The 21,692-nt window shown below is 63.6% G+C and carries 20 protein-coding genes; 6 read left to right on the top strand and 14 right to left on the bottom strand.

The features are described 5' to 3' along the window. Positions 1-22: 22 nt before the first annotated feature. Complete coding sequence (locus H0P51_RS10380) at positions 23-565, bottom strand: alpha/beta hydrolase (protein ID WP_180917827.1); 543 nt, start codon at positions 563-565, stop codon at positions 23-25. Between the two features lie 152 nt (positions 566-717). Beyond that, positions 718-1,329 carry a TetR/AcrR family transcriptional regulator gene (locus H0P51_RS10375; protein WP_180917826.1) on the bottom strand — a complete coding sequence of 204 codons (612 nt, stop codon included), beginning with the start codon at positions 1,327-1,329 and terminating at the stop codon, positions 718-720. Positions 1,330-1,498: 169 nt separating this feature from the next. Between H0P51_RS10375 and H0P51_RS10370 the strand changes: the two genes are divergently transcribed. Further along, positions 1,499-3,889 (top strand): xanthine dehydrogenase family protein molybdopterin-binding subunit, encoded by a 2,391-nt coding sequence (locus tag H0P51_RS10370; RefSeq protein ID WP_180917825.1) that lies wholly within the window; start codon positions 1,499-1,501, stop codon positions 3,887-3,889. Next, complete coding sequence (locus H0P51_RS10365) at positions 3,886-4,818, top strand: DUF1028 domain-containing protein (RefSeq protein WP_180917824.1); 933 nt, start codon at positions 3,886-3,888, stop codon at positions 4,816-4,818. The genes H0P51_RS10370 and H0P51_RS10365 overlap by 4 nt, the downstream gene beginning before the upstream one ends. Here the strand turns inward: H0P51_RS10365 and paaK are convergent. The 7 genes from paaK to H0P51_RS10330 form a co-directional block, all read right to left on the bottom strand. Then, positions 4,795-6,102, bottom strand: a complete 1,308-nt coding sequence (gene paaK / locus H0P51_RS10360) for a phenylacetate--CoA ligase PaaK (protein ID WP_246398549.1) — start codon at positions 6,100-6,102, stop codon at positions 4,795-4,797. The genes H0P51_RS10365 and paaK overlap by 24 nt on opposite strands. A 20-nt stretch (positions 6,103-6,122) precedes the next feature. Further along, positions 6,123-7,223, bottom strand: a complete 1,101-nt coding sequence (gene paaE, locus H0P51_RS10355) for a 1,2-phenylacetyl-CoA epoxidase subunit PaaE (RefSeq protein WP_180917822.1) — start codon at positions 7,221-7,223, stop codon at positions 6,123-6,125. A gap of 1 nt (position 7,224) precedes the next feature. Continuing rightward, on the bottom strand, positions 7,225-7,749 hold the full coding sequence (gene paaD / locus H0P51_RS10350) for a 1,2-phenylacetyl-CoA epoxidase subunit PaaD (protein WP_180918873.1): 525 nt from the start codon (positions 7,747-7,749) through the stop codon (positions 7,225-7,227). Between the two features lie 5 nt (positions 7,750-7,754). Then, positions 7,755-8,666, bottom strand: a complete 912-nt coding sequence (gene paaC, locus H0P51_RS10345) for a 1,2-phenylacetyl-CoA epoxidase subunit PaaC (protein ID WP_180917821.1) — start codon at positions 8,664-8,666, stop codon at positions 7,755-7,757. 52 nt (positions 8,667-8,718) lie between these two features. Then, complete coding sequence (gene paaB, locus H0P51_RS10340; protein WP_180917820.1) at positions 8,719-9,027, bottom strand: 1,2-phenylacetyl-CoA epoxidase subunit PaaB; 309 nt, start codon at positions 9,025-9,027, stop codon at positions 8,719-8,721. Next, a complete protein-coding gene (gene paaA, locus H0P51_RS10335; protein ID WP_425488980.1) occupies positions 9,024-10,004 on the bottom strand; it encodes a 1,2-phenylacetyl-CoA epoxidase subunit PaaA in 981 nt (326 codons plus the stop codon). Before paaA ends, paaB begins: the two co-directional genes overlap by 4 nt. Positions 10,005-10,083: 79 nt before the next feature. Further along, positions 10,084-10,884 (bottom strand): enoyl-CoA hydratase/isomerase family protein, encoded by an 801-nt coding sequence (locus H0P51_RS10330; protein ID WP_180917819.1) that lies wholly within the window; start codon positions 10,882-10,884, stop codon positions 10,084-10,086. A 208-nt stretch (positions 10,885-11,092) separates the two neighbouring features. Between H0P51_RS10330 and H0P51_RS10325 the strand changes: the two genes are divergently transcribed. The 3 genes from H0P51_RS10325 (at position 11,093) to H0P51_RS10315 (ending at position 14,189) form a co-directional block, all read left to right on the top strand. Continuing rightward, positions 11,093-11,713: a TetR/AcrR family transcriptional regulator gene (locus H0P51_RS10325; RefSeq protein ID WP_180917818.1), complete on the top strand. Its 621-nt coding sequence runs from the start codon at positions 11,093-11,095 to the stop codon at positions 11,711-11,713. A gap of 101 nt (positions 11,714-11,814) precedes the next feature. After that, on the top strand, positions 11,815-13,854 hold the full coding sequence (paaZ, locus tag H0P51_RS10320; RefSeq protein WP_246398547.1) for a phenylacetic acid degradation bifunctional protein PaaZ: 2,040 nt from the start codon (positions 11,815-11,817) through the stop codon (positions 13,852-13,854). 23 nt (positions 13,855-13,877) lie between these two features. Beyond that, entirely contained in the window at positions 13,878-14,189 is a 312-nt protein-coding gene (locus tag H0P51_RS10315; protein ID WP_180918870.1) for an EthD family reductase, read from the top strand. Here H0P51_RS10315 and H0P51_RS10310 read toward each other — a convergent pair whose 3' ends face one another. Then, complete coding sequence (locus H0P51_RS10310; protein WP_180917817.1) at positions 14,190-15,320, bottom strand: XdhC family protein; 1,131 nt, start codon at positions 15,318-15,320, stop codon at positions 14,190-14,192. It abuts the gene before it with no gap. Positions 15,321-15,476: 156 nt separating this feature from the next. Between H0P51_RS10310 and H0P51_RS10305 the strand changes: the two genes are divergently transcribed. Next, positions 15,477-16,460: an SDR family oxidoreductase gene (locus H0P51_RS10305; protein WP_180917816.1), complete on the top strand. Its 984-nt coding sequence runs from the start codon at positions 15,477-15,479 to the stop codon at positions 16,458-16,460. Positions 16,461-16,620: 160 nt separating this feature from the next. On the opposite strand, the gene lpdA is transcribed toward H0P51_RS10305, so the two are convergent. Genes lpdA through H0P51_RS10285 form a run of 4 tightly spaced genes read right to left on the bottom strand, consistent with a single transcriptional unit; the run spans position 16,621 to position 21,669 of the window. Beyond that, positions 16,621-18,000, bottom strand: a complete 1,380-nt coding sequence (lpdA, locus tag H0P51_RS10300) for a dihydrolipoyl dehydrogenase (protein ID WP_180917815.1) — start codon at positions 17,998-18,000, stop codon at positions 16,621-16,623. Next, positions 17,997-19,538 (bottom strand): dihydrolipoamide acetyltransferase family protein, encoded by a 1,542-nt coding sequence (locus H0P51_RS10295; RefSeq protein WP_425488979.1) that lies wholly within the window; start codon positions 19,536-19,538, stop codon positions 17,997-17,999. Before H0P51_RS10295 ends, lpdA begins: the two co-directional genes overlap by 4 nt. Then, positions 19,535-20,539, bottom strand: a complete 1,005-nt coding sequence (locus H0P51_RS10290) for an alpha-ketoacid dehydrogenase subunit beta (protein WP_180917814.1) — start codon at positions 20,537-20,539, stop codon at positions 19,535-19,537. Before H0P51_RS10290 ends, H0P51_RS10295 begins: the two co-directional genes overlap by 4 nt. Next, positions 20,536-21,669: a thiamine pyrophosphate-dependent enzyme gene (locus H0P51_RS10285; RefSeq protein ID WP_180917813.1), complete on the bottom strand. Its 1,134-nt coding sequence runs from the start codon at positions 21,667-21,669 to the stop codon at positions 20,536-20,538. Before H0P51_RS10285 ends, H0P51_RS10290 begins: the two co-directional genes overlap by 4 nt. Positions 21,670-21,692: the final 23 nt, after the last annotated feature.

Genomic DNA, 21,692 nt, shown 5'->3' with positions numbered 1-21,692 from the left:
CCTGCGGCGCCGTCGGGCTGGGCTACCAGCCGCTGGTACGCAGAATGATCTCGGTGGCCAGCTGCGCGGTCGACTCGTTGGCATTGCGTCGGCCAAGCATGTCCACCACCCGGTAATCGCCCAGGATCAGCCACTGGCTGCCGCGGGCGGCTTCGCGCACCGCCGGCGAACTTGCCAGGACGGTGGTGGCGATCTCGACCGGCGGGCAGTTCTCGTCGCCGCCCTTGGTCACCCGGGGGTGGGCGCGGTCGATGGCGACCAGCCCGGCAAAGCGCCCCAGCTTCGTCGCCGCCAGTTCCCAGGCCAGCGCGGCGCCGCCGCGGTCGCCGACCACCACTGCCCAGGCGATCCCGAGCGAGTCGAGGATGCCGATCACCGATTTAGCGGTCAGTCGCGGGTCGGCACCGATGACGACGGTGCGCAGCGACGCGTTGTGCAGCCGCTGGCAGACCGCGTCATACGCCGCGGGAGCACGTTGCTCGTCGGCCAGTATCACCACGACGGTGCCGTTCGGCGGGCCAGCAGCACCCACCGGGACGGCGAAGCCGTCCAGGGTGGTCAGCATGGGGGGCACGTTCAGCAAATTACCGGAAAACTACCGCCCGAGCAGTCGTAAAGTCCCCGTAGAGTCCCGTTGGAGCAGGAGACTTTGCGACTGCTCGGCGGGAAGCCCTCAGTGCAGCGTGGGGATTTCGTTGGCGGTGCCGCGCGGCGACGTCATCGGCCATCCTTGGCGGCGGTTCCGTACAGCGTATGGATCCAGACTGTTGTCAACGCCTCGATGACCACCTCGGGGTCACTTGCATGCGTGTGACCAAACGAAGCCAGCAGATAGCGTTCATTCATCCACGTCAGCGCCCGGGCCACCTCCAGCGACTCAGCGATCTGAGTTCTGCCCGCCGCCACATCCGCGTCAATCCGCCGCGCGGTTGTGGCGGTGAACTGATCCGCCAGCCGCAGATACATGGCGCCGATCTCCGGGTCTTGTCTGGCGGTATCGGAGATTGCCTGGATGAGGCGGCCATGCTCGACGAATATCATCGCCAGACCGCGCAGGCTCGCGCGCAGCTCAGCTTCGGGATCGTCGCTTTCGGACATCCAGTTGTCGGCGACGTGGCCCATCTCGAGGCCCACGTCGTCGAGCATCGCCATCAGCAGATGTTGGCGATCCTCGAAATAGCGGTAGAAGGCCGTTCGCGGCACGTCGGCAGCCGAGGTGATGTCGTCGAGCGATATCTCGGTCCAGCGGTGTCGCTCGAGGAGGTCATGTGCCGCGTCGAGCAGCCGACGGCGTGCATCGCGACGCCGCTCACGCCGGTGCGCCTGCAAATTGCTTTGTCGAGTGGTCAGATGCGTCAGCCTACCTACGGTCGGGCCTGGTGCGGACAACTTGAGCCAGCACCCGGATTGTCGTCATTCCCGCGGTGCACGGGTGACATTCGGACGGTCACCGTGACATCATGTCACACATGGCGGCTGCACAGCGTGAAGTGCACCGATGACGAGTGGGCGCCAGGTCGGTCAAAGCCCACCGGGCATCAAACTCCGGCGTTTTGCCGCTGGTGGAGGCAGCTACCTCGCCGATGAGCAAGCCGCCGGGGAACTCCATTTGGTGGTAGTACGCTCGCGCGAACCGCACGCACGCATCCGCGTTGATACCCGCAAAGCTCGCGCGGCCCCCGGCGTGCACACGGTGCTTGTCGGCGCGGACGTCCGTTGCGCGACCGAGCCGATGGCGATGATGTGGACGGCACAACTGCAGGCCAGCGCACCGACATGGTGCCTGGCCGGCGATCGGGTCCGCTATGTGGGTGAGCCACTTGCTGCCGTCGTCGCCGACGACCCCTACCTGGCCGAGGACGCCGCCGAACTCGTAGAGGTCACCTACGATCGATTGCCCGCAGTGGTCGAGCCAAGTGCCGAGAGCCGCCCACTGCTCTACGACGACTGGCCTGACAACGTCTTCGCCCGCACACGATTTGAGGCCGGCGACCCGCAGGCTGCCCTCGCGGACGCGGCGCTGGTCGTTGCCGGTCGCTACACCAGCGGCAGGGTCGCCGGACTCCCGCTGGAGACCCGGGGAGTGCGCGCCGCATGGGACATCGGCGGCGAGTCCGTCACCGTGTGGACGTCGACACAAGCACTGCATCAAGTCCGGGCTTCGCTCGCTGCCACGTTGCGGATTCCCGAGGGACGAGTGCGCGTGCTGGTCCCCGATGTCGGTGGCGCATTCGGCAACAAGACATGCGCCTACATCGAAGAGACCCTGGTGGCTTTCGCCGCACGGGTCGTGGGCCGTCCCGTGCGATGGATCGAGAGCAGATCCGAAGCGTTCACAGCAACTGTGCACGGGCGGGGAACCGCGGTCGATCTCGAGCTCGGCCTCAACGCGGACGGCACCATCACCGGACTGCGGGCCTCGGTCGTGCTTGATTGCGGGGCGACGCCTTACATGGCCGGAGCGGGGTCCGGGGTCGTCACAGCGGCCATGGTGATGGGCCCCTACCGAATCTCCAACGCGCTCAGTGAGCTGGTGGCCGTGGTTACCAACAAGACTCCGATCGGGGCCTACCGCGGCTTCGGCCAGCCCGAGGCCACCTTCGCCGTCGAGCGCGCGATCGACGAGGGAGCGCGCCGTCTCGAGGTCGATCCGATGGAGATCCGGCGGCGAAATCTGCTGCGCCCCGACGAACTGCCCTATTGGACCGCCGCGATGATGTGCCTGGACAGCGGCAACTACAGCGAACTTCTCGATCTCGTTGCCGATCGCGTGGACTGGACGCGCACCAAGCGGGAGGCCGCGCAAGCCCGTGCCGCGGGGCGACTGGTCGGCGTCGGCGCCGCCTGCTACCTCGAAGCGTCAAATTTCGGTCCATCCGCGGCGGCCGCGATGATGGGTATCAACAACCCAGGTCACGACAGCGCAGTGGTGCGCATGGACGCGTCAGCTGCAGTGACGGTTTTCACCGGACAGACTCCGATGGGTCAGGGCCTGGAGACAGTCCTGGCCCAAGTCGCCGCCGACGAAGTCGGTGTTCCACTGGATTCGGTGACGGTGGTGTGCGGGGACACGCAGTCTTGCCCGTACACCGGCTACGCCAGTGGCGGCAGTCGGGGCGCCGGGGTTGCCGGATCTGCGGTGATGATGGCTTCGCGGGGACTGCGGGAACGCATGCGTGTCATCGCCGCACACATGCTGGAGAGCGCCGATTCGGCGACGGTCCACGACACCGATGCCGGCTTCAGCGGGGCGTCCGGCGCGCAGGTCACCGTCGGTGAGGTCGCCGAGGCGGCTTGGCGGGCGTTGGATTTGCCACCCGACACCCAACCCGGGCTCGAATCGACCTATACCTACGATCCCCGGAACTTCGCCTTCACATTCGGCGTGGTCGCGGCAGTCGTCGAAATCGAACGCGACACTGGTGCGGTCTTGGTGCAACGCTTGGTCTTCGGACACGACTGCGGCGTTCAGCTCAACCCGGCTCTTGTCGCCGGCCAAGTCTTCGGCAGCACCGTGCAAGGGATCGGTGCGGCGCTCTACGAGCAGCTGCCCTATACCGACGACGGCCATCCAGTCGTCCAATCGATGTGGGACTATTTTCCTCCGCTGCCGGCCAATGTTCCCCCTATCGAGCTCGTCCACCTCGAGACCCCTTCCCCCTTTTCGCTCAATGGCGCCAAAGGGGCCGGGGAAGGCGGAGCCATCCCACTGCCCGCAGCCCTGGCCAATGCCATCCGCGACGCTATCGGCTCTGAACAAGCTCACATCGTCGACACCCTTCCGGTCACCGCCGAGCGGATCCTCGCCGCCATTGACAGCACGGCATCTCTTCACCCGGCGCGCCGGCCACAGAAGGCATCACCAGGGGCGCTCGGGAGGCCCCGATGACTTTTTCCTTGCTGGCCCGCGACGCCCACACCGGCCAACTGGGCGTCACCTCACAATCCCACTACTTCCGCGTCGGCCCTACCGTTACCTGGGCCGAAGCGGGTGTCGGTGTCGTGGCGACCCAGGCGTTCGCCACACCCTCCTATGGAGCGCGCGGTCTGGCGATCATGCGCTCGGGATGCTCCGCTCAGGACGCACTGTCAGAGCTGCTTGCCGACGATCCGCATCGCGAGATCCGCCAAGTCGCACTCCTCGACGCATCCGGCGGCGCCGGGATCCATACCGGGAGCCGGTGCGTCGGCGCGGTCGGCCTCGCCGTCGCCGACAATGCGGTCGCGCTGGGCAACATGCTGGACAACCCCAACGTGCCCGATGCCGTTTTGCTGGGCTACCAGCACGCCGAGGGCCACCTGGCCCACCGGCTCGTGGCTGGACTACGCCACGGCGATCGGGCCGGCGGAGACATCCGCGGACGCCAGTCAGCAGCCCTGTTGGTCGTCGGCGGGCAGCGCGGCGAGACCCCGTGGGACGGCGTGCTGCGCGACCTGCGGGTCGACGACCACCGCGAACCCATCGACGAACTCGCTCGGCTGATCGAACTCGACGACGCGTTCGCCAAGGTGTCATCGATTGTCTTCGATCCCCACGGCCCCATCCTCGGCTTACCAGAGCGGCACTCCGATGCGGACGTCACGACAGCCGCGGCAATGCTCCAAGAGGCGCACGACTTCCTCGACGACAATCCGGAGGCAGTGTTCTGGTCGGCGGTGCTGCACGCAAAATTCGGGCTCCGAGGCGAGGCTCGCCGCTTGCTCGACACCGCAGCAAGCCGCAATGAACGCCTGCTCCGCTTTCTGGGCCGCATCGCAGACGCAAAAATTCTCACCGCCCCTCAGGTGGCCGCGCTACGCCCGGCGATTGTCGATTAGTCGCCGGGCTTTGGCCTCTGCGCGATTGAGAGAAAGAGGTTCGACGACGTTGACCTCCACGCTGACGCCAATTCGATCCTTGATACGCGCAGCCAACAGTTCCGAAGCAGCGCCGCGCTGTTCTGGCGTCGCGCCGGGCCGCGCTTCCGCCACGACGGTCAGGGTGTCAAGGCGACCGTGGCGGCCCAGCACACACTGAAATTGAGGTGCCAAGAAGTCGATCTCGAGCACGAGCTCCTCGATCTGCGTCGGAAACAGGTTGACCCCGCGCAGAATAATCATGTCGTCACATCGCGCGGTGATCTTGCGCATTCGCCGCATCGCCCTGGCGGTTCCGGGAAGAAGTGCGGTGAGATCGCGGGTCCGATACCGCACGACTGGGAATGCTTGCTTGGTCAAGGAGGTGAAAACCAGTTCGCCCTGCGATCCGTCTGGCAATACTCGTCCGGTCTCTGGGTCGACGATCTCGGGATAGAAGTGATCTTCCCAGATATGCAGTCCGTCTTTGGTTTCCAAACATTCCTGGGCGACGCCTGGGCCCATGACTTCCGACAGCCCGTAGATATCGACCGCGTTGATGTCGAGCTTGGCTTCGAGCTCCGCTCGCATGATTTCGGTCCAGGGTTCAGCACCGAAAACGCCGATCCGCAGCGATGTGCCGCGGGGGTCAAGACCAGCCTGTTCCATTGCGTCGGCGATGGTCAACATGTAAGTGGGCGTGGCCATGATTGCGTCTGGCTCGAAGTCACGGATGAGTTGGATTTGACGTTCGGTCATGCCGCCGGACACTGGAATCACGGTGCAGCCCAGGCGTTCCGCTCCGTAGTGCACGCCCAACCCGCCGGTGAATATGCCATATCCGTAGGCAACGTGAACTGTGTCGGTCGCACGGATTCCGGCGGCGCGGAGTGACCGCGCCATCAAGTTTGCCCACGTGTCTAGGTCAGCAGCGGTGTATCCGACGACGGTCGGCCGGCCCGTGGTGCCCGAGGAGGCGTGGACACGCACCACCTGCGAGCGCGGCACGGCGAACATTCCGAAGGGATAGTTCTGCCTTAGATCGGCTTTCTGCGTGAAAGGGAAGAGCGACAAGTCCGCGAGGCTGTTGAGGTCGCTGGGGTGCACGCCGGCTTGATCGAACGCATGTCGATAGTGAGCGACGTTCTCGTAAGCGTGACGAAGCGACCATCTCAGCCGAGCCAGTTGTAGTGCCGAGATCTCATCCCGTGAGGCAGTTTCAATGGGCTCAAGATCGTCGACGGAATGACTGATGACGTCTGACATAGCCTTATCCCAGGGCATTATCATGCGTCGAAGTCGACGGTCAGTGCGTCGGTCATGGGATATGACTGGCAGGTCAACACAAAGTCAGCCGCGACCTCGCCCGGCTCAAGGGCATAATTGCGGCGCATGTCCACTGCACCGTCGGTGATCTTGGCCCGGCAAGTTCCACACACTCCACCCTTGCAAGCAAAGGGAAGATCGTCGCGGAATCGTTGTGCGGCATCGAGAATCGGCATGCTTCGCGGTAGCGCAAGGGTGCTCGTCGAGCCGTCCAACACAATCGTCACGTCACTGACTGGGCCGCTGGAATCCGGTTCGGCGTGACTAACCTGGTTCGGCGCTGTGGTTTCGACATAGAACAATTCCGCATGGACTCGGCTAATGTCCACGCCGTGTTCGTCGAGTGCCTCCTGCGCCGCGGTGACCACCCCGATCGGACCGCACAACCAGAAGTGGTCGGCCGCCTGCACGGGCACGAGCCCTCGCAGGAGGGCGGAAATGCGGTGTCGGTCAAGACGCCCGCTGAAAAGTTCATCCGTCCTCGCCTCGCGCGAAAGGACATGAATGACTTGCATTCTGGGCCCGTATGCGTCTTTGAGATCGGCGAGCTCGTCGGCGAACATCACCGAGTTGGCGCGGCGATTTCCGTAGATCAGAGTGACCCTAGAGTCAGGATGGACCAGGGCCGAGGCAACGATCGACAGTATCGGTGTGATGCCGGACCCGGCGGCAATCAGAACATGGTGGCAAGCCTTGTCAGGGTCAGCCGCGAACTGTCCCGAAGGCGGCTGGACCTCGATTTCGTCGCCCGGCCGTACCTGCCGGACCAGCCAGCCCGATACCGCTCCGCCAGGGACTTCGCGAACCCCGATTCTCGGCGCGGAGCCCGCCGGGGCGCAGATGGAGTACGTGCGACGGTACTCGACGCCCTCGAGGTTGCAACGCATGGTGATGGATTGCCCAGGGGCGAAAGCAAATTCGGATCGGTGCTCATCCGGCACGGTGAAGCTGATGGCGGCGGCGTCGTCGCACAGTTGCTGCACGTCGGCTACCCGCAATCGGCGGAACGTCGCTTTGCGCGGCCGTCGGCGGGCTGGAACGGACGATTGGGCGGCGACCATGTCAGATTTCCTTGATTCGCTCGAACGGCTCACCGCACGAGCGACACCGGTGCAAAGCCTTGCAGGCCGTGGATCCGAACCGGCTGGTTTCGTCGGTGTCGAACGAGCCGCATTGTGGGCACGGAACCATGTGGCGCGGCGTCAGAGTCAACGGGATGGGGTCGGCTGAATTAGCATGCGTAGGCAACCTTCGCGGTGGTGCAATGCCATGTTCTTTGAGCTTGCGCCGGCCGACCGCAGTGATCCAGTCCGAACTCCACGGTGGTGACAGCGAAGTCCGCACCTCGAATCGATCGAAACCTGCAGACGCAAGTGCATATTTCAGGTCAGCGCGCATGGTGGCCATTGCCGGGCAACCGGAGTAGGTGGGGGTGATCGTTACGACAATGCAGCCCTCGGCGGTCTCGTGAACACTGCGTAGCACGCCCAGTTCCACCAGGGTGAGCACTGGCAGTTCGGGGTCCGTCACGGTGGCAGCAACCTCGCGTGCTCTGCGCACGGCGTCCACAGTGCCGTCGGGAGCCATCGGTGTCACCACACGCCCAGGGGATGCGCGCGCGCGACGGACTGCATTTCTCCAAGGAGGTCGCTCAGCGCTTCGGTGTGTACGCCATCCCGACCGGAACTACCGACAACTACGGGAGTTGCTGCCGGCAGGGACAACTCGGACCGTCGGAATATCTTTTCCAGGACCCCATCGAACTCACCGCGAAGGGACGAGGATTGCGCGGCGACGCCGAGGCTGACGAGCCGCTGCTCCACCGGGTTGGGCGCGAACAGCTCGTCGACGTACGGCCACACCACTCCGATCCCTTCCTGTAGTCGTCGCCGTGACTCCGCTGTGCCTCGGGCGAGGGTGATGAACCACCGCGCCGCGTAGTCGCGGTGGTAGGTGACCTCTTTCACGCCTTTTGCCGCGACGGCACCCAGCACCGGGTCGCGAGAGTCGCGAAGCCGCTGCAGTGTTGCCAGTCGGAAAATCGAAAACACCAGCAGGCGGGCGATACTGCGGGCGAAGTCGCCGTTGGGCACTTCGACCAGCCGCACGCACCTGAACAGCGATGCGTCTCTGAAGTAAGCCAGCGCATCCTCGGCGGGCACGGGTGAGCCTTCGGGCAGCGCCGGGACGACGCTCGGATCAGCTGCGGCGGCACGAGCCAGCAACATCCGCGCCTGACCCAACAGGTCGAGGCCGATGTTGGCCAAAGCAACCTCTACCTCGATCTCAGGCGCGTTGGTGCACCACTGCATTAGTCGCTGCACGCAGATCAAAGCGTCGTCAGCGAGCATCAGGCAGTATGCGGCAAGATCGGCACCGTCGATGTCCTCGGCCACGGTGGTGTCCACCCCGTCCAGCGGATCGTCGAAGCCGGTCCCGAATGCCCATTGCTCATTCGTTTCCGCATCGAGCAGGCCGGCGTAGGCGGAGTCGTGATCGTTCATTGTTTTCGGCTCTCCCGCATCACATATCTCTCCCGCGTCACAATCTCCGGCATCACATATGGGGTACGTCATCGGGGATGTCGTAGAAGGTCGGATGGCGATAGACCTTGTCACCGCTGGGCGCGAAATATGGATCCTTCTCGGCCGGACTGGACGCAATGAGGTTGTCCGTACGGACCGCCCAGATACTGACCCCCTCGTTGCGCCGGGTGTAGACGTCTCGAGCATGCCGCAGTGCCATAGCGTCGTCAGCGGCGTGCAACGACCCGACGTGAACGTGGTTCAGCCCGCGCTTGCCACGAACGAACACCTCGTACAGGGGCCAGTCGCCACCTCCTGCACTAGCAGCGCTGCCTGTCAACGGAATTCGCCTTTCGCGCCGGTCGTCGTTACCGCGAATGCAGTCGCTGCCCGACGGACCCACGCGCCGTTGTCGTGGGCGCGTTTGCGGATAGCGATGCGCTCGGCATTGCAAGGACCTTGGCCGCTGATCACTTTGTCGAACTCATCCCAGTCTGGTGCGCCGAAGTCGTAACTGCCACGCTCCTCGTTCCACACCAGCTGGGGGTCAGGGAGCGTAACCCCGAGTACCTTTGCCTGCGGCACCGTCATGTCGACAAAGCGTTGTCTCAGTTCGTCATTCGTGTGGCGCTTGATTCCCCACCGCATCGACTGCGCGGTGTTGGGCGAGTTGGCGTCGGGCGGTCCGAACATCATGAGGGCGGGCCACCACCATCGATCGACAGCCCCTTGCACCATGGCGCGCTGGGCATCGGTGCCCGACATCATCGTCATCAGCAGTTCGTAGCCTTGCCGCTGGTGGAACGACTCCTCTTTGCATACCCGGATCATCGCTCGCGCGTAGGGCCCGTAGGAGCTGCGGCACAGGGGAACCTGATTGCAGATCGCAGCGCCGTCCACCAGCCAGCCGATCACGCCGACATCGGCGTATGTCAGCGTCGGATAGTTGAAGATCGACGAATACTTCTGCGAACCTTCGCACAGCTTGATCGTCAGGTCGGCCCGGCTGGCGCCCAGGGTCTCCGCCGCCGAGTACAGGTACAGGCCGTGGCCCGCTTCGTCCTGCACCTTCGCCAGAAGAATCGCTTTGCGGCGCAACGATGGCGAGCGAGTCAACCAGTTACCCTCTGGTTGCATGCCGATGATCTCCGAATGCGCATGCTGAGCGATTTGGCGAATAAGAGTATTGCGGTAGCCGTCGGGCATCCAATCACGCGGTTCGACGCGCAGACCCGCCGAGATGATCTCAGCGAATCCGTCGGCCAAGGCATCGTCCTGGTGTTCGCCCACCGTTGACGACATATTGGTCGGATCCATCAAGCCTCCTAGTTACCGACCGAACGATCGGTTATATAGTCTGACGTATGCCCTTCCGCGGCACAAGTACTGGCAGGCGCTAACGGCCGGAGAAAGCTGGCTTTTTCTTGGCCAGGAAGGCTTCGACCGCGACCCCATGGTCGATTGACGCCCCAAGCCGCTGTTGTGCGGCGGCCTCGCGCTCCAGCACCTCGGCCAACGACGTGATCGCGTTCGCCGCCATCAACTCCTTGATCGATACGAATGCCTGGGTCGGGCCAGCGGCAAGGCGGCCGGCCATTTCAATTGCGACATCTCTCAATATCTCGTCGTCGACCACTTGGTGCACCATCCCCCAGTTGTGGGCGGTAGCGGCATCGATGTTGCCACCGAGTAGGAACAAAGCCGTCGCTCGGCCTGCACCGATGAGCCGGGGAAGCGAAGCCGACAATGCTGAATCAGACGCCAGGCCGATGCCGGCGAATGCCGCCCCAAACTTCGCACGAGAACCGGCGATTCGGATATCGGCGGCCAGCACCAATCCTAAACCTGCACCGACGCATGCCCCGTTGATCGCCGCAACTACCGGCACCTTGATTGCATTCAGGGCCAGCATGATTGGGTTGTAGTGTTCTCTGACGGTGCCCATGGCTTGAGCGGGGTTGGCCCGAAGCGCCGCGACGTGTTCTTCCAGATCCTGGCCCACACAGAAGTTCTTGCCGGTGGCCACGATGGCCACGGTCCGTACCGAGGGATCATTGCGGGCCGCGGACAACGCCCGCAGCAGTTGGATTTTCATAGGCCGGTTAAGGGCGTTGGCCGCTGCCGGCCGGTCCAGGGTGATGGTGGCGACGCCGGCGTGCACCTCGTAAGCCACCGTATCGGTAGGGGTTTCGGTCACGGTTCATCCTCCGTTTCGGGGGGGCGACGGGCCCGGTCTTGGAAAAAGTCATGGAAACGCTGACCGGGTCTTGGGCGGGGCCGGTCGCCGAGTACGCAGTTTCTTTCGCCCGTCCAGTAATAACCGATCGTTCGGTCGGTTGTCTAGTATGACGCGGCGGCGAGGCGAAAGCCGCGGGAAAGCGGCCGGTCGATGCGATGATGGCCAGATGGCCGTTTCGCGATCACGCCACACGGGCCAGGTCGGCCGCCCAGGTTACGACCTGGACTCGTTGCTGGCCGTGGCCGTGGCCGTGTTCAATCAACGCGGCTACGACGGCACCTCCATGGAGCATCTCTCGGCACGCCTGGGGATCAGCAAGTCTTCGATCTATCACCATGTGAGCGGCAAGCAAGAACTTCTACGCCTGGCGGTCGACCGGGCACTCGATGCGCTCTTTGCGGCGGCCCAAGCAGCCGAGACCACTGACGGCCCGGCCATCGATCGGCTGGAAACCCTGGTCAAACGGAGTATCCACGTGCTGGTGGAGGAATTGCCTTATGTGACGTTGCTGCTGCGGATCCGCGGGAACACCCCAATCGAACGGCGCGCACTCGCTCGGCGGCGCGAGTTCGACCATATCGTCGGTCGCCTCGTCGAAGACGCGTGCAACGAGGGAAGTATTCGGCCCGACGTCGATGCAGCACTGACCAGTCGGCTCATCTTCGGCACGGTCAACTCGTTGATCGAGTGGTACCGGCCAACCCGGAACTTAGGTGCCAACGAGATCGCCGACGCAGTCGCGACGATGATCTTCGACGGGTTGCGCACGCCCTCAGTGCGTCACTGACCGCTGGATCGGACTGGTCAATTCCGCGCTGGAACTTGACGGACCCACTATTCCACTGACACATTAATTACCGAACGAACGGACGGTCGGTAAGGAGTGACGTGGAAAGCGCTGTGTTGCAAAGCTATGTGGCCGGAAGATGGTTTTCTCCGCAAGGCGAGGCCATCCCCTTGCTCCACGCCGTCACCGGCTCGGAAGTTGCCCGCTTCACCTCGAGGAAAATCGACAGTGGCGCCGCGATCGCCTACGGCCGGGAGGTCGGCGGACCCGCGTTGCGGGCGTTGACCTTCCATCAACGCGCAACCGCCCTGAAAGCGCTGGCCAAGCTGTTGATGAGCCGAAAGGACGAGTTCTATCCGTTGTCGACGGCCACCGGCGCCACCCTCCGCGACACCGCTATCGACGTCGACGGGGGCATCGGCACGCTGTTCAGCTACGCAAGCAAGGGTGCTCGCGAATTGCCCAACGACACTATTTATCTCGACGGCCCGGCCGAAACACTTGGCCGCGCAGGAACCTTCGTCGGCCAACACATCTACACCTCTCACCTGGGCGTCGCACTCCAGATCAACGCGTTCAACTTCCCGGTCTGGGGCATGCTGGAGAAGCTCGCTCCGGCCTTCCTCGCCGGGGTCCCCACTATCGTCAAACCGGCGCATCAAACGGCCTACCTCACCGAAGAAGTATTCCGCGTGATGATCGAATCGGCACTGCTGCCCGAGGGTTCAGTGCAACTGCTGTGCGCGCCCCCGCAGCGGCTGCTCGACGATCTCGACAACCAGGACATCGTACTGTTCACCGGTTCGGCGGCAACGGCGGCAAAGCTGCGCGGTCACCCCAACGTCGCAGTTGCAGGCGTGCGGTTCAACGCTGAGGCCGACTCGTTGAACTGCTCGATTCTAGGACCCGACGCGGCACCGGGCACACCCGAATTTGACTTGTACGTCAAGCAACTCGTCGCCGAGATGACGACGAAAGCCGGACAGAAGTGCACGGCGATCCGGCGGGCGTTGGTCCCCAGTGAGTTGATCGACGACGTGGTTAAGGCCACCATCGCACGGCTGTCGCAGATTGTTGTCGGCAACCCGGACCTCGACAAGGTGCGGATGGGTCCGTTGGCCAGCATGGGGCAGCGCGACGAGGTGTTGCGGTCGCTGAAACGGCTGAGAGATTCGGCAACCTTAGTTTTCGGCGATCCGGATTCATTTAGCGTGGCGGGCGCCGATCCATCACGCGGCGCCTTCCTGCCGCCGTTGCTGCTGCGGGCGCAAGATTCCTGGGCGACGGAATTGCATGAGGTGGAGGCGTTTGGACCGGTCAGTACCGTCCTGGGCTACCGCGACGTCGACGATGCCGTCGCGCTAGCGGCTCGCGGCAGGGGCAGCCTCGTCGGGTCTTTGGTCACGCACGACGCGTCGGTGGCGCGTCAGATCGCCGTCGGCATTGCGCCCTACCACGGCCGCATCCTCGTGCTCGACCGTGACGACGCGAAGGAATCGACCGGCCACGGCTCTCCGCTGCCCACGCTGGTTCACGGCGGTCCCGGCCGTGCTGGCGGCGGTGAGGAACTGGGTGGCATCCGCGGTGTCCTTCATTTCATGCAGCGCACAGCGATTCAGGCCAGCCCAGACATGCTTACCGCCATTACCGGGCGATGGATGAACGGCGCGGCGCGCACCATCACCGACAGGCATCCATTCCGCAAGCATCTGGAGGAACTGGAGATCGGCGACACTATCGTCGGTGGCCCCCGCGTCGTCAGCTTGGATGACATCGGCCATTTTGCCGAGTTCACCGGAGACACCTTCTATGCGCACACCGATCCCGTGGCCGCGGCGCAGAATCCACTTTTCGGTGGCATCGTTGCTCACGGCTATCTGGTGGTCTCCTTGGCTGCCGGGTTGTTCGTCGACCCGAAACCGGGCCCGGTACTTGCCAACTTCGGTGTAGACGATCTGCGATTTCTGACCCCGGTGAAGGCTGGAGATGCGCTGACCGTGACGCTGACCGCCAAACAATTGACGCCGCGCGCGTCTGCCGACTACGGCGAAGTTCGCTGGGACGCCGTCGTGGTCAATCAGGAAGACAAACCGGTGGCGACCTACGACGTCTTGACTCTGGTTGCGAAGAAGACCGGATGACTATCAGCGCTCAAGGAGGAAACGTGTTTCGTATATCAGTCTGCTATGGCCAACCTGACGACCCGGAAACGTTCGATGCGTACTACGCCGCGGCGCATACGCCGCTGACGTTGAAGATCCCCGGACTCGCGGGCTTTACGACGGGCAAACCTCGGTCGCTGATGCCGGGCCAAGACGCACCGTACTACATGATCGCCAGCCTCATGTTCAACTCTGCCGAGGATCTGAGACGAGCGCTGAAATCGCCCGAGATGGCAGCTGCCAGTGCGGATGTCGTCAGATTTGCCACCGGTGGCGTCACGCTCTACAGCACTGAAGAGATCCAGCGCAACTGATTAACACCCGTGCTGTTCCCGATGAATCGGCCCGGAAATATCCGCTAACGGCCGGCCCCCGCCGCCCCAGCGCCGGGCCACGATCTCTGCCGCGATCGACACAGCTGTCTCCTCCGCGGTCCGGCCACCGAGGTCCAGCCCGATGGGGCTTTTCAGGCGCGCCAACTGCGTATCGGTGATGCCGACGCGTTGGAGTCGGCGCACACGGTCGTCATGCGTGCGGCGAGATCCCATTGCTCCTATGTAGGCGAGGTCGGGCAACCGCAACGCCACCTCGAGCAGCGGTACGTCGAATTTCGGGTCATGGGTGAGCACGCAGATCACGGTGCGGGCATCGACCGCCCCGACCCTGGCTTGCGCGGCGAGGTAACGATGCGGCCAGTCGACCACCACCTCGTCAGCGGCCGGAAAGCGTCCCGGGGTGGCAAACAATGGCCGCGCATCGCAAATCGTAACCCGGTAACCCAGGAAGGCGCCCTGCTGCGCGACCGCCGCGGCAAAGTCGATTGCTCCGAATATCAGCATGCGCGGGCGCGGCGCATAACTTGCGACGAAGACCTCCATTCCTATGCCACGGCGCCGGCCGTCGGGCCCATATGTCAGCACTTCGCTGCGACCCGCGGCGAGCAAACCACGGGCATCGTCGGCGACGGCCTCATTTGTGTGCGGCATGCCTATCGACCCGGTGGCCTCGTCACTGCGCACTACTAGGCGATGGCCGACGCGTTCGGCCACCGGATGCGAGATTACGGTCGCGACAGCCACCGGGCGATGCGCGTCGATGTCGTCGCCGATCCGCTCAAGTTCAGCAAAGGTATTGCGCGACAACGGCTCGACGAATACGTCGAGAGTGCCGCCGCAGGTCAGCCCGACTGCGAACACATCGTCGTCACCGACGCCGTAACGCTGCAGCATGGGCTTGCCGGTCTGCATCACCTCGATCCCCAGCTGGTAGACCGCACCCTCAATACAACCCCCCGACACGGCCCCACTGACACTGCCGTCGGGAGCAATCAGCATGGCCGCGCCCGTTGGCCTGGGCGCGGATCGGAAGGTGCGGACGACGGTCGCGACGCTTGCGGTCTGCCCGCAGCGCCACACCGCAAGGAGATCGCTCAAAACCTCGCGCATGTGCGCCGGTTTCGCCTAACGGGTCTCCTCGCCTTTGCCTGACGGAGACAGCTGCAATGTGACCGCATCTGTGACAGACTGTCACAGAGCTCCCTGAAGAGCAACACTCGGCAGCCCGGACAGGCTTCGAGATCACTCGACATGAGGAAATCTATTGTGACACTGCCGCTCCAGCCCTCATTTCTCATTTTCGGCGCTGCTGGGCACATCGGCGGACCATGTGCCGAATGGCTCGCCGAACGGCACCCCAGCGCCCACATCCGGGTCGTGTCCAGCAGGCCGGATATGGCCGCCGGTCTGGCCGACACGCACCCGCGCGCAGAGGTCATGATCGCCGATTACCTGGACGCGGCGAACATGGTCGCCGCCTTCGACGGGATTCACGCAGCGTTTGTCGTCACACCGGACTTCATCGACGAGGAAACCGCGATGGCCAATGTGGCTGCGGCAATCAACAATTCGCCTGACTTCGTTCGGCTTGTCCGGCTGATCGGCGACCCGCCCGGCGTTCGTGACGAAGCTGACGTGCTGAAATTGAAGGGCCCGGACTACAAGAATGAACCGGCCCTGCACCACCTGCGCGCCCGCAAAGTGCTGACGGCAGCGGGCATACCGGTTGTATACATGAACATTCCCGGGTGGTTCTTCGAGGACTTCGCCGAATTCTTGGCTGACCCCGTCCGTGAGAAGCGCACCTTTGTGATGGCGGCCGACCGGCCGATGAATTTCATCGCGACCCGCGACATAGGTCGCTGCGCTGCCGAACTTCTACTCGACCCCGCTCTCACCGAACCCGGTGAGACGCTACACCTGGAAAACGGTGTCGACACGATGATCCGATTCAGCCAGATTGCCGACATAATGAGCGATGCGTGGGGCGTGCCAATCAGCTACGACGGCACCGATGAAGGCTTCCTGCGTGAGCTTGGGCCCGCGCTGCGCAGGTATTACAAGCACGACGACGCCGCCGCACACATCCTCGCCGAGTGCCATCACGAGGTTCCGTTCATCAACGAACTCTTGAAGCGCGGCAACGATCTACGCGGCGGAGAACGTCATCTCACGCCGGAAATGCTGGGATTCGAGCCGATTTCGCTACACGCCTGGCTCCGGGACCATAGAGGCGTATTCGTTCCCTAGTGCGAAGTCCTCGGGTGTCGACGACCATTCCGCCGGTCAGCCCACCACCCAACCGCGGTAACCGCAATCGGGATGAACAGCGGAAACAACACCAGCGCTACCATCACTATGAGCTTGAGAATGTCACCCATTTGTCGTTCTGCTCCCTTACCTTTGGGCATCATGAATGTTGATACAGCGGTGCGCCCGCCAGCGCGAGCATCGACTCACCGAGCGCTTCGTTCTGTGTGGGATGTGCATGCAGGAAGGGGCGCACGTCGCCGGGCAGGGCTTCCCAGCCCACGATCAGTTGCGCTTCACCGATGAGCTCGCCCATTCGATCGCCGACGCAATGGATTCCGACGACAGGTCCCCCGCCTTCCTTGGGACCACGACGAATTACCTTGACGCCGCCGCAGGTTCGCAGGATCTGGCTCTTACCATTGCCGGCAAGGTTGTACACGGAGGTCGAGACGTCGCGGTACTGCTCGCGTGCCGCCACCTCGGTGAGTCCGACCGATGCGACTTCGGGTGCCGAGTAGGTAACCCTCGGGATGAGGTGCTCAGCGACAAGTACGGGTTGCCGTTTCGCGATCTCCTCGGCGACGAACAGGCCGTGGGCGAAGCCACGATGGGCTAGCGCAGGCCCGGCCACCAGGTCACCGATGGCATACACGCCCGCATGTGTCGTCGCAAGCCGCTCATCGACGCATACGTAGCCTCGGTCGATCGCCAAACCCGCGGCCGCCAACCCGGCCGAGCGCGGTTCGCGGCCCGCCGCGATTAGTAAGACCTGGGCAGACAGCACAGCACCGCTGTCGAGCGTGACTGCGACGCTATCCGCATCCTGGACCGCCTCGGTCACGGTAACCCCGGTTCGGATTGTCAGCCCACGTCGGCGCAGTGCCCTTTCGAGGGCTTCCGATGACCACGAATCCTCTGCTGCGAGCAGCCGGGGTAGCGATTCGACGATGGTCACCGTCGACCCGAGCGACGCCCATAAGCTCGCAAATTCGACACCAATAACCCCTCCCCCCAGAACAATTACGCTCGCGGGCACGTACTGCAGCTGCAGGGCCTGATCGCTGGTGACAATCCGTCCGGCGATTGGGATGCCGGGAATTTGTCGCGGAGCCGAACCGGTGGCCAGTACGACGGCGTCACCGGTATAGACCATGCCTTCGACGTCGACGGCATGCTCGCCCAGATAATGACCAGCACCACGGACAACGACCACCTTGCGACGTGCGACGAGTTCTTCCAGTCCCTTGTGCAGTCGGCTGACCAGCGACTCCTTGTACGCGTGAACACCAGCCATGTCAACACCATCGAAGCGGGCACGAATGCCGAAAGTGTTTGCATCTCTCGTGATATCCGCAACCTCGGCCGCGTGCAGAAGCGCCTTCGTCGGTATGCAACCACGGTGTAGGCAGGTGCCGCCAAGTTGATCGGATTCGATCATCAGCACCGACAACCCCAGCTGGCTGGCACGCAGTGCGCAGGAATACCCGGCCGGACCGCCACCCAGAACAAGCACATCGGCGTGCTGACGCTGTGTCACAGTCGCCCTAACGCAGCAACGGGGTTCTCCACATAGTCGGCGAACAGCCGCAGCAAGCCGCCTGCCGACGCGCCGTCGCAGACGCGGTGGTCAAAGGTCAGCGACAGCTGCGTCACTCTCCGCACAGCCAATTCGCCTGCTACCACCCAGGGCCGGTCGACAATGCGGCCCACTCCAAGGATGGCTGCTTCGGGATGGTTGATGATCGACGCTGCCCCATCGACCCCAAAGACGCCGTAGTTGTTCAGTGTCACGGTGCCACCGGAGAGAAGTGCCGGCGCGATGTTGCCATCGCGTGCCTGTGCGACGAGTGCGGCGATGCGATCCGACAGTGTCACCGTGTCGAGTGTTTCCGCATTCGAAATGACCGGAACTACCAGGCCCCGGGGCGATTGCACAGCTATTCCGAGGTGAATGTGGTTGTGCCGCAAAATCTCTTTGGAGTGCGGATCGAACGACGAGTTCAAATCTGGGAACTCGCGTAAGGCTGCGACCGCCAGTCGGGCCAGTAGGGCCAGTAGACTCACCGGCGCCGTCTCGGCAATGAGCCGCCTTGCCGCAATTAGTCCGGTTGCATCCACGTCGACCCACGTGGTGGCGTCAGGAATCTCACGGCGGCTGGTGGTCACCTTTTCGGCGATCGTGGTCCGGATCCCGGTCAGAGGAATCCGAACGTCGTCGTCTCGAATGGCATCTGATCGAACGTCCGCAATTGCGCGATCGACGTCGGCGCGCGTGACGACGCCGCCAGCCCCGCTACCGGTGACCCCGTCGAGATCAATGCCGTTCTCTGTGGCGAGTCTGCGGACGATCGGCGAAATTACCTTCGCGGGGCCGCTTTTGACAACCCCGGCGGGCCGGCGCCGACGCGTGGAGCTGGTGACGACGCCAGTCCCGTAGCCGATCAGCACACTGCCCGAACTACGCGGTTCATTGGGCGGTCCCAGCTTCGCCTCGCCTTCGCCGGTCCGCAGACCAACTCCGCCGAGCCTCGCTGAACCACCCGGTTCATTGGGCGGTCCCAGCTTCGCCTCGCCTTCGCCGGTCCGCAGACCAACTCCGCCGAGCCTCGCTGAACCACCCGGTTCATTGGGCGGTCCCAGCTTCGCCTCGCCTTCGCCGGTCCGCAGACCAACTCCGCCGAGCCTCGCTGAACCACCCGGTTCATTGGGCGGTCCCAGCTTCGCCTCGCCTTCGCCGGTCCGCAGACCAACTCCGCCGAGCCTCGCTGAACCACCCGGTTCATTGGGCGGTCCCAGCTTCGCCTCGCCGGACCGCCCGGGTTCGCCCACCGTGATCAAAGGCGATCCCACGGCTATGGTGTCTCCCGCCCTTGCGTGCAGTTCGAGAACCGTACCTGCGAACGGAATCGGTACCTCGACTGCGGCCTTCGCGGTCTCCACCTCGACAACTTCCTCGTCCACGGCAACAAAGTCCCCGATGTCGACCTTCCAGCAGGTGATCATGGCTTCTTTCAGTCCCTCGCCAAGATCAGGCAGTACAAAGGTTTGTTCGGTCACGCGGGTTTGTTCAGTCACGCGCCTACCGCCCAGCGCGTATCGGGTGCGTCGTCCCACTGCAACCGATCGACGGCATCGAGGATGCGATCGGCGTCAGGCAGATACCACCGCTCGAGTTTTGGTGCCGGATAGGGGATGTCGTATCCGGTAACCCGCAGTACTGGTGCAGCCAGGTAGTGAAAACAGCGTTCCTGAATCCGCGCGGCAACTTCCGCGGCGACCCCGGCAAACCCTTGCGATTCTTGCACCACCACGCAACGGCCGGTTTTGCGGACCGACGCCGCGACGGTGTCGTCGTCGAATGGCACGATCGATCGGAGGTCGACGATCTCAATGTCCCGGCCCATCTCGGCGGCGGCAACGGCCGCTTGCATCGCCGGCTCCACAGCTGGTCCGTAAGCGATCAATGTCACATCGCAACCGGTCCGAAGCACCTGTGCTTGACCGATTTTCGCCCCCCGGCCGAGCTCGACGTCGGCCCGGGAGAAGTAGAGGCGCTTCGGTTCGAGGAAGACGACCGGATCAGGATCGTCGATCGCTTCTCGCAACAGCGCGTAAGCGTCGGCGACGGTCGCCGGTGAGACGACTTTGAGGCCCGGGGTATGTGCGTAGTACGCCTCACTCGAATCGCAGTGGTGTTCCACACCGCCGATGCCTCCGGCGAATGGCACCCGAATCACCATCGGTACCGACAGGATCCCGCGAGTTCGGTTGCGCAACTTCGCGACGTGGGACAGGATCTGCTCGAACGCCGGGTAGGCGAAGGCATCGAACTGCATCTCGACCACGGGCTTGAAGCCGCCCATGGCCATGCCGACCGCAAAGCCGATGATTCCCGATTCGGCGAGCGGCGTATCGAAACAGCGATTTGTTCCGAACTTGTCGGCGAGACCGTCGGTAACGCGGAAGACGCCGCCGAGTGTGCCAACATCCTCGCCCAACACCACCACCGAGTCGTCCTGCTCGATCGCGTCGCGCAACGCCGAGTTGAGCGCTTGGGCCATCGTGGTAAGTGTCATCGTTCGACTCCTTGGACCGCATCGCGAAATTCGGCGCGCGCCTGCTCTTGTTGTTCGCGTAGTTGAGCGGTGGGCTCCGCATACACGTAACGAAACAAGTCGTCGACGTCGATCGCGCGATCACCATTCAGGCCGCGTCTGATCGCACCGGCAAGCTCCTCGGCCTCGGCCGCGATCGTCGCCACCTCGGCATCGTCGATGAATCCACCAGCACGCAAATATGTCTCCAGCCGGCGAATGGGGTCGCGCGCCAGCCATTGGGACACTTCGCCGGCGGTGCGATACCGGCTGGGATCGTCAGCGTTGGTGTGGCCCGAGATCCGGTATGTGTGTGCTTCAACGATGACCGGGCCATTATCAGCCAGCACGTATTCGCGGGCCTCGTCGAGCACTCCTAGCATGGCAACCGGATCGTTGCCATCGACTTGCTCGCTGCCAATGCCGTACCCAACTCCTTTGTGCGCCAGTGACGGAGCCACCGTTTGCCGGGCGAGTGGAACGCTGATCGCGAAGCCGTTGTTTTGTACTAGGAAAATTACCGGCGCGCGGAACACCGCTGCGAAGTTCAGGGCTTCGTGGAAATCGCCTTCGCTGGTGGCGCCGTCGCCGCACAGGGCCAGCACTGCAGCGCCAGTCGCCTTGCGGGCCAAAGCATGTGCAAGTCCCGCAGCGTGCAGAAGTTGGGTGGCGAGTGGGGTGCACTGCGGAGCTGTCCTGTGCCGCTTAGGGTCATAACAGCAGTGCCAGTCACCCGCCAGCATCCTGAGAATCTCGACCGGATCAACCCCCCGCGCCACCAAGGCCATCGAGTCGCGGTACGTCGGAAAGAGCCAATCCTCGTCCCGTAGGCACATCGCCGCTGCGATCTGGCTGGCTTCCTGCCCGCGTGACGACGGATACACAGCGAGTCTTCCCTGTTTGGTCAATGCTATCGCTTGTTCATCAAAACGACGGCCTATGAGCATATTTCGGTACATCGCTACCAGCCGCCGCCCATCCGGGCGCACGTACCGTGCAGGGCTATCCACCACATGACCCGCGGGATCGAGGAACTGCACGGGAACGTCAGCGGGAAGGAACTTCTGGTATGTGGATATGTGCGACTCGACCGTCGTCACGGCTGCCTCCATAGTGGCTCTGTGTCTTACATCCT

It is taken from the genome of Mycobacterium vicinigordonae, assembly GCF_013466425.1.
GTDB lineage: Bacteria > Actinomycetota > Actinomycetes > Mycobacteriales > Mycobacteriaceae > Mycobacterium > Mycobacterium vicinigordonae.
The sequence above is the reverse complement of the archived record's forward strand: the minus strand, read 5'-3'. Positions and strand labels throughout refer to the sequence as shown.

What these genes read in the sequence shown, in the direction of transcription:
- H0P51_RS10310 (WP_180917817.1), bottom strand. Translation starts at nt 15,320, where the DNA reads ATGCGCGAGGTTTTGAGCGATCTCCTTGCGGTGTGGCGCTGCGGGCAG.
- paaD (WP_180918873.1), bottom strand. Translation starts at nt 7,749, where the DNA reads ATGGCTCCCGACGGCACTGTGGACGCCGTGCGCAGAGCACGCGAGGTT.
- paaK (WP_246398549.1), bottom strand. Translation starts at nt 6,102, where the DNA reads ATGTCAGACGTCATCAGTCATTCCGTCGACGATCTTGAGCCCATTGAA.
- H0P51_RS10325 (WP_180917818.1), top strand. Translation starts at nt 11,093, where the DNA reads ATGGCCGTTTCGCGATCACGCCACACGGGCCAGGTCGGCCGCCCAGGT.
- paaA (WP_425488980.1), bottom strand. Translation starts at nt 10,004, where the DNA reads ATGGATCCGACCAATATGTCGTCAACGGTGGGCGAACACCAGGACGAT.
- H0P51_RS10370 (WP_180917825.1), top strand. Translation starts at nt 1,499, where the DNA reads ATGACGAGTGGGCGCCAGGTCGGTCAAAGCCCACCGGGCATCAAACTC.
- H0P51_RS10290 (WP_180917814.1), bottom strand. Translation starts at nt 20,539, where the DNA reads ATGACACTTACCACGATGGCCCAAGCGCTCAACTCGGCGTTGCGCGAC.
- H0P51_RS10365 (WP_180917824.1), top strand. Translation starts at nt 3,886, where the DNA reads ATGACTTTTTCCTTGCTGGCCCGCGACGCCCACACCGGCCAACTGGGC.
- paaC (WP_180917821.1), bottom strand. Translation starts at nt 8,666, where the DNA reads ATGAACGATCACGACTCCGCCTACGCCGGCCTGCTCGATGCGGAAACG.
- H0P51_RS10285 (WP_180917813.1), bottom strand. Translation starts at nt 21,669, where the DNA reads ATGGAGGCAGCCGTGACGACGGTCGAGTCGCACATATCCACATACCAG.
- paaE (WP_180917822.1), bottom strand. Translation starts at nt 7,223, where the DNA reads ATGGTCGCCGCCCAATCGTCCGTTCCAGCCCGCCGACGGCCGCGCAAA.
- H0P51_RS10380 (WP_180917827.1), bottom strand. Translation starts at nt 565, where the DNA reads ATGCTGACCACCCTGGACGGCTTCGCCGTCCCGGTGGGTGCTGCTGGC.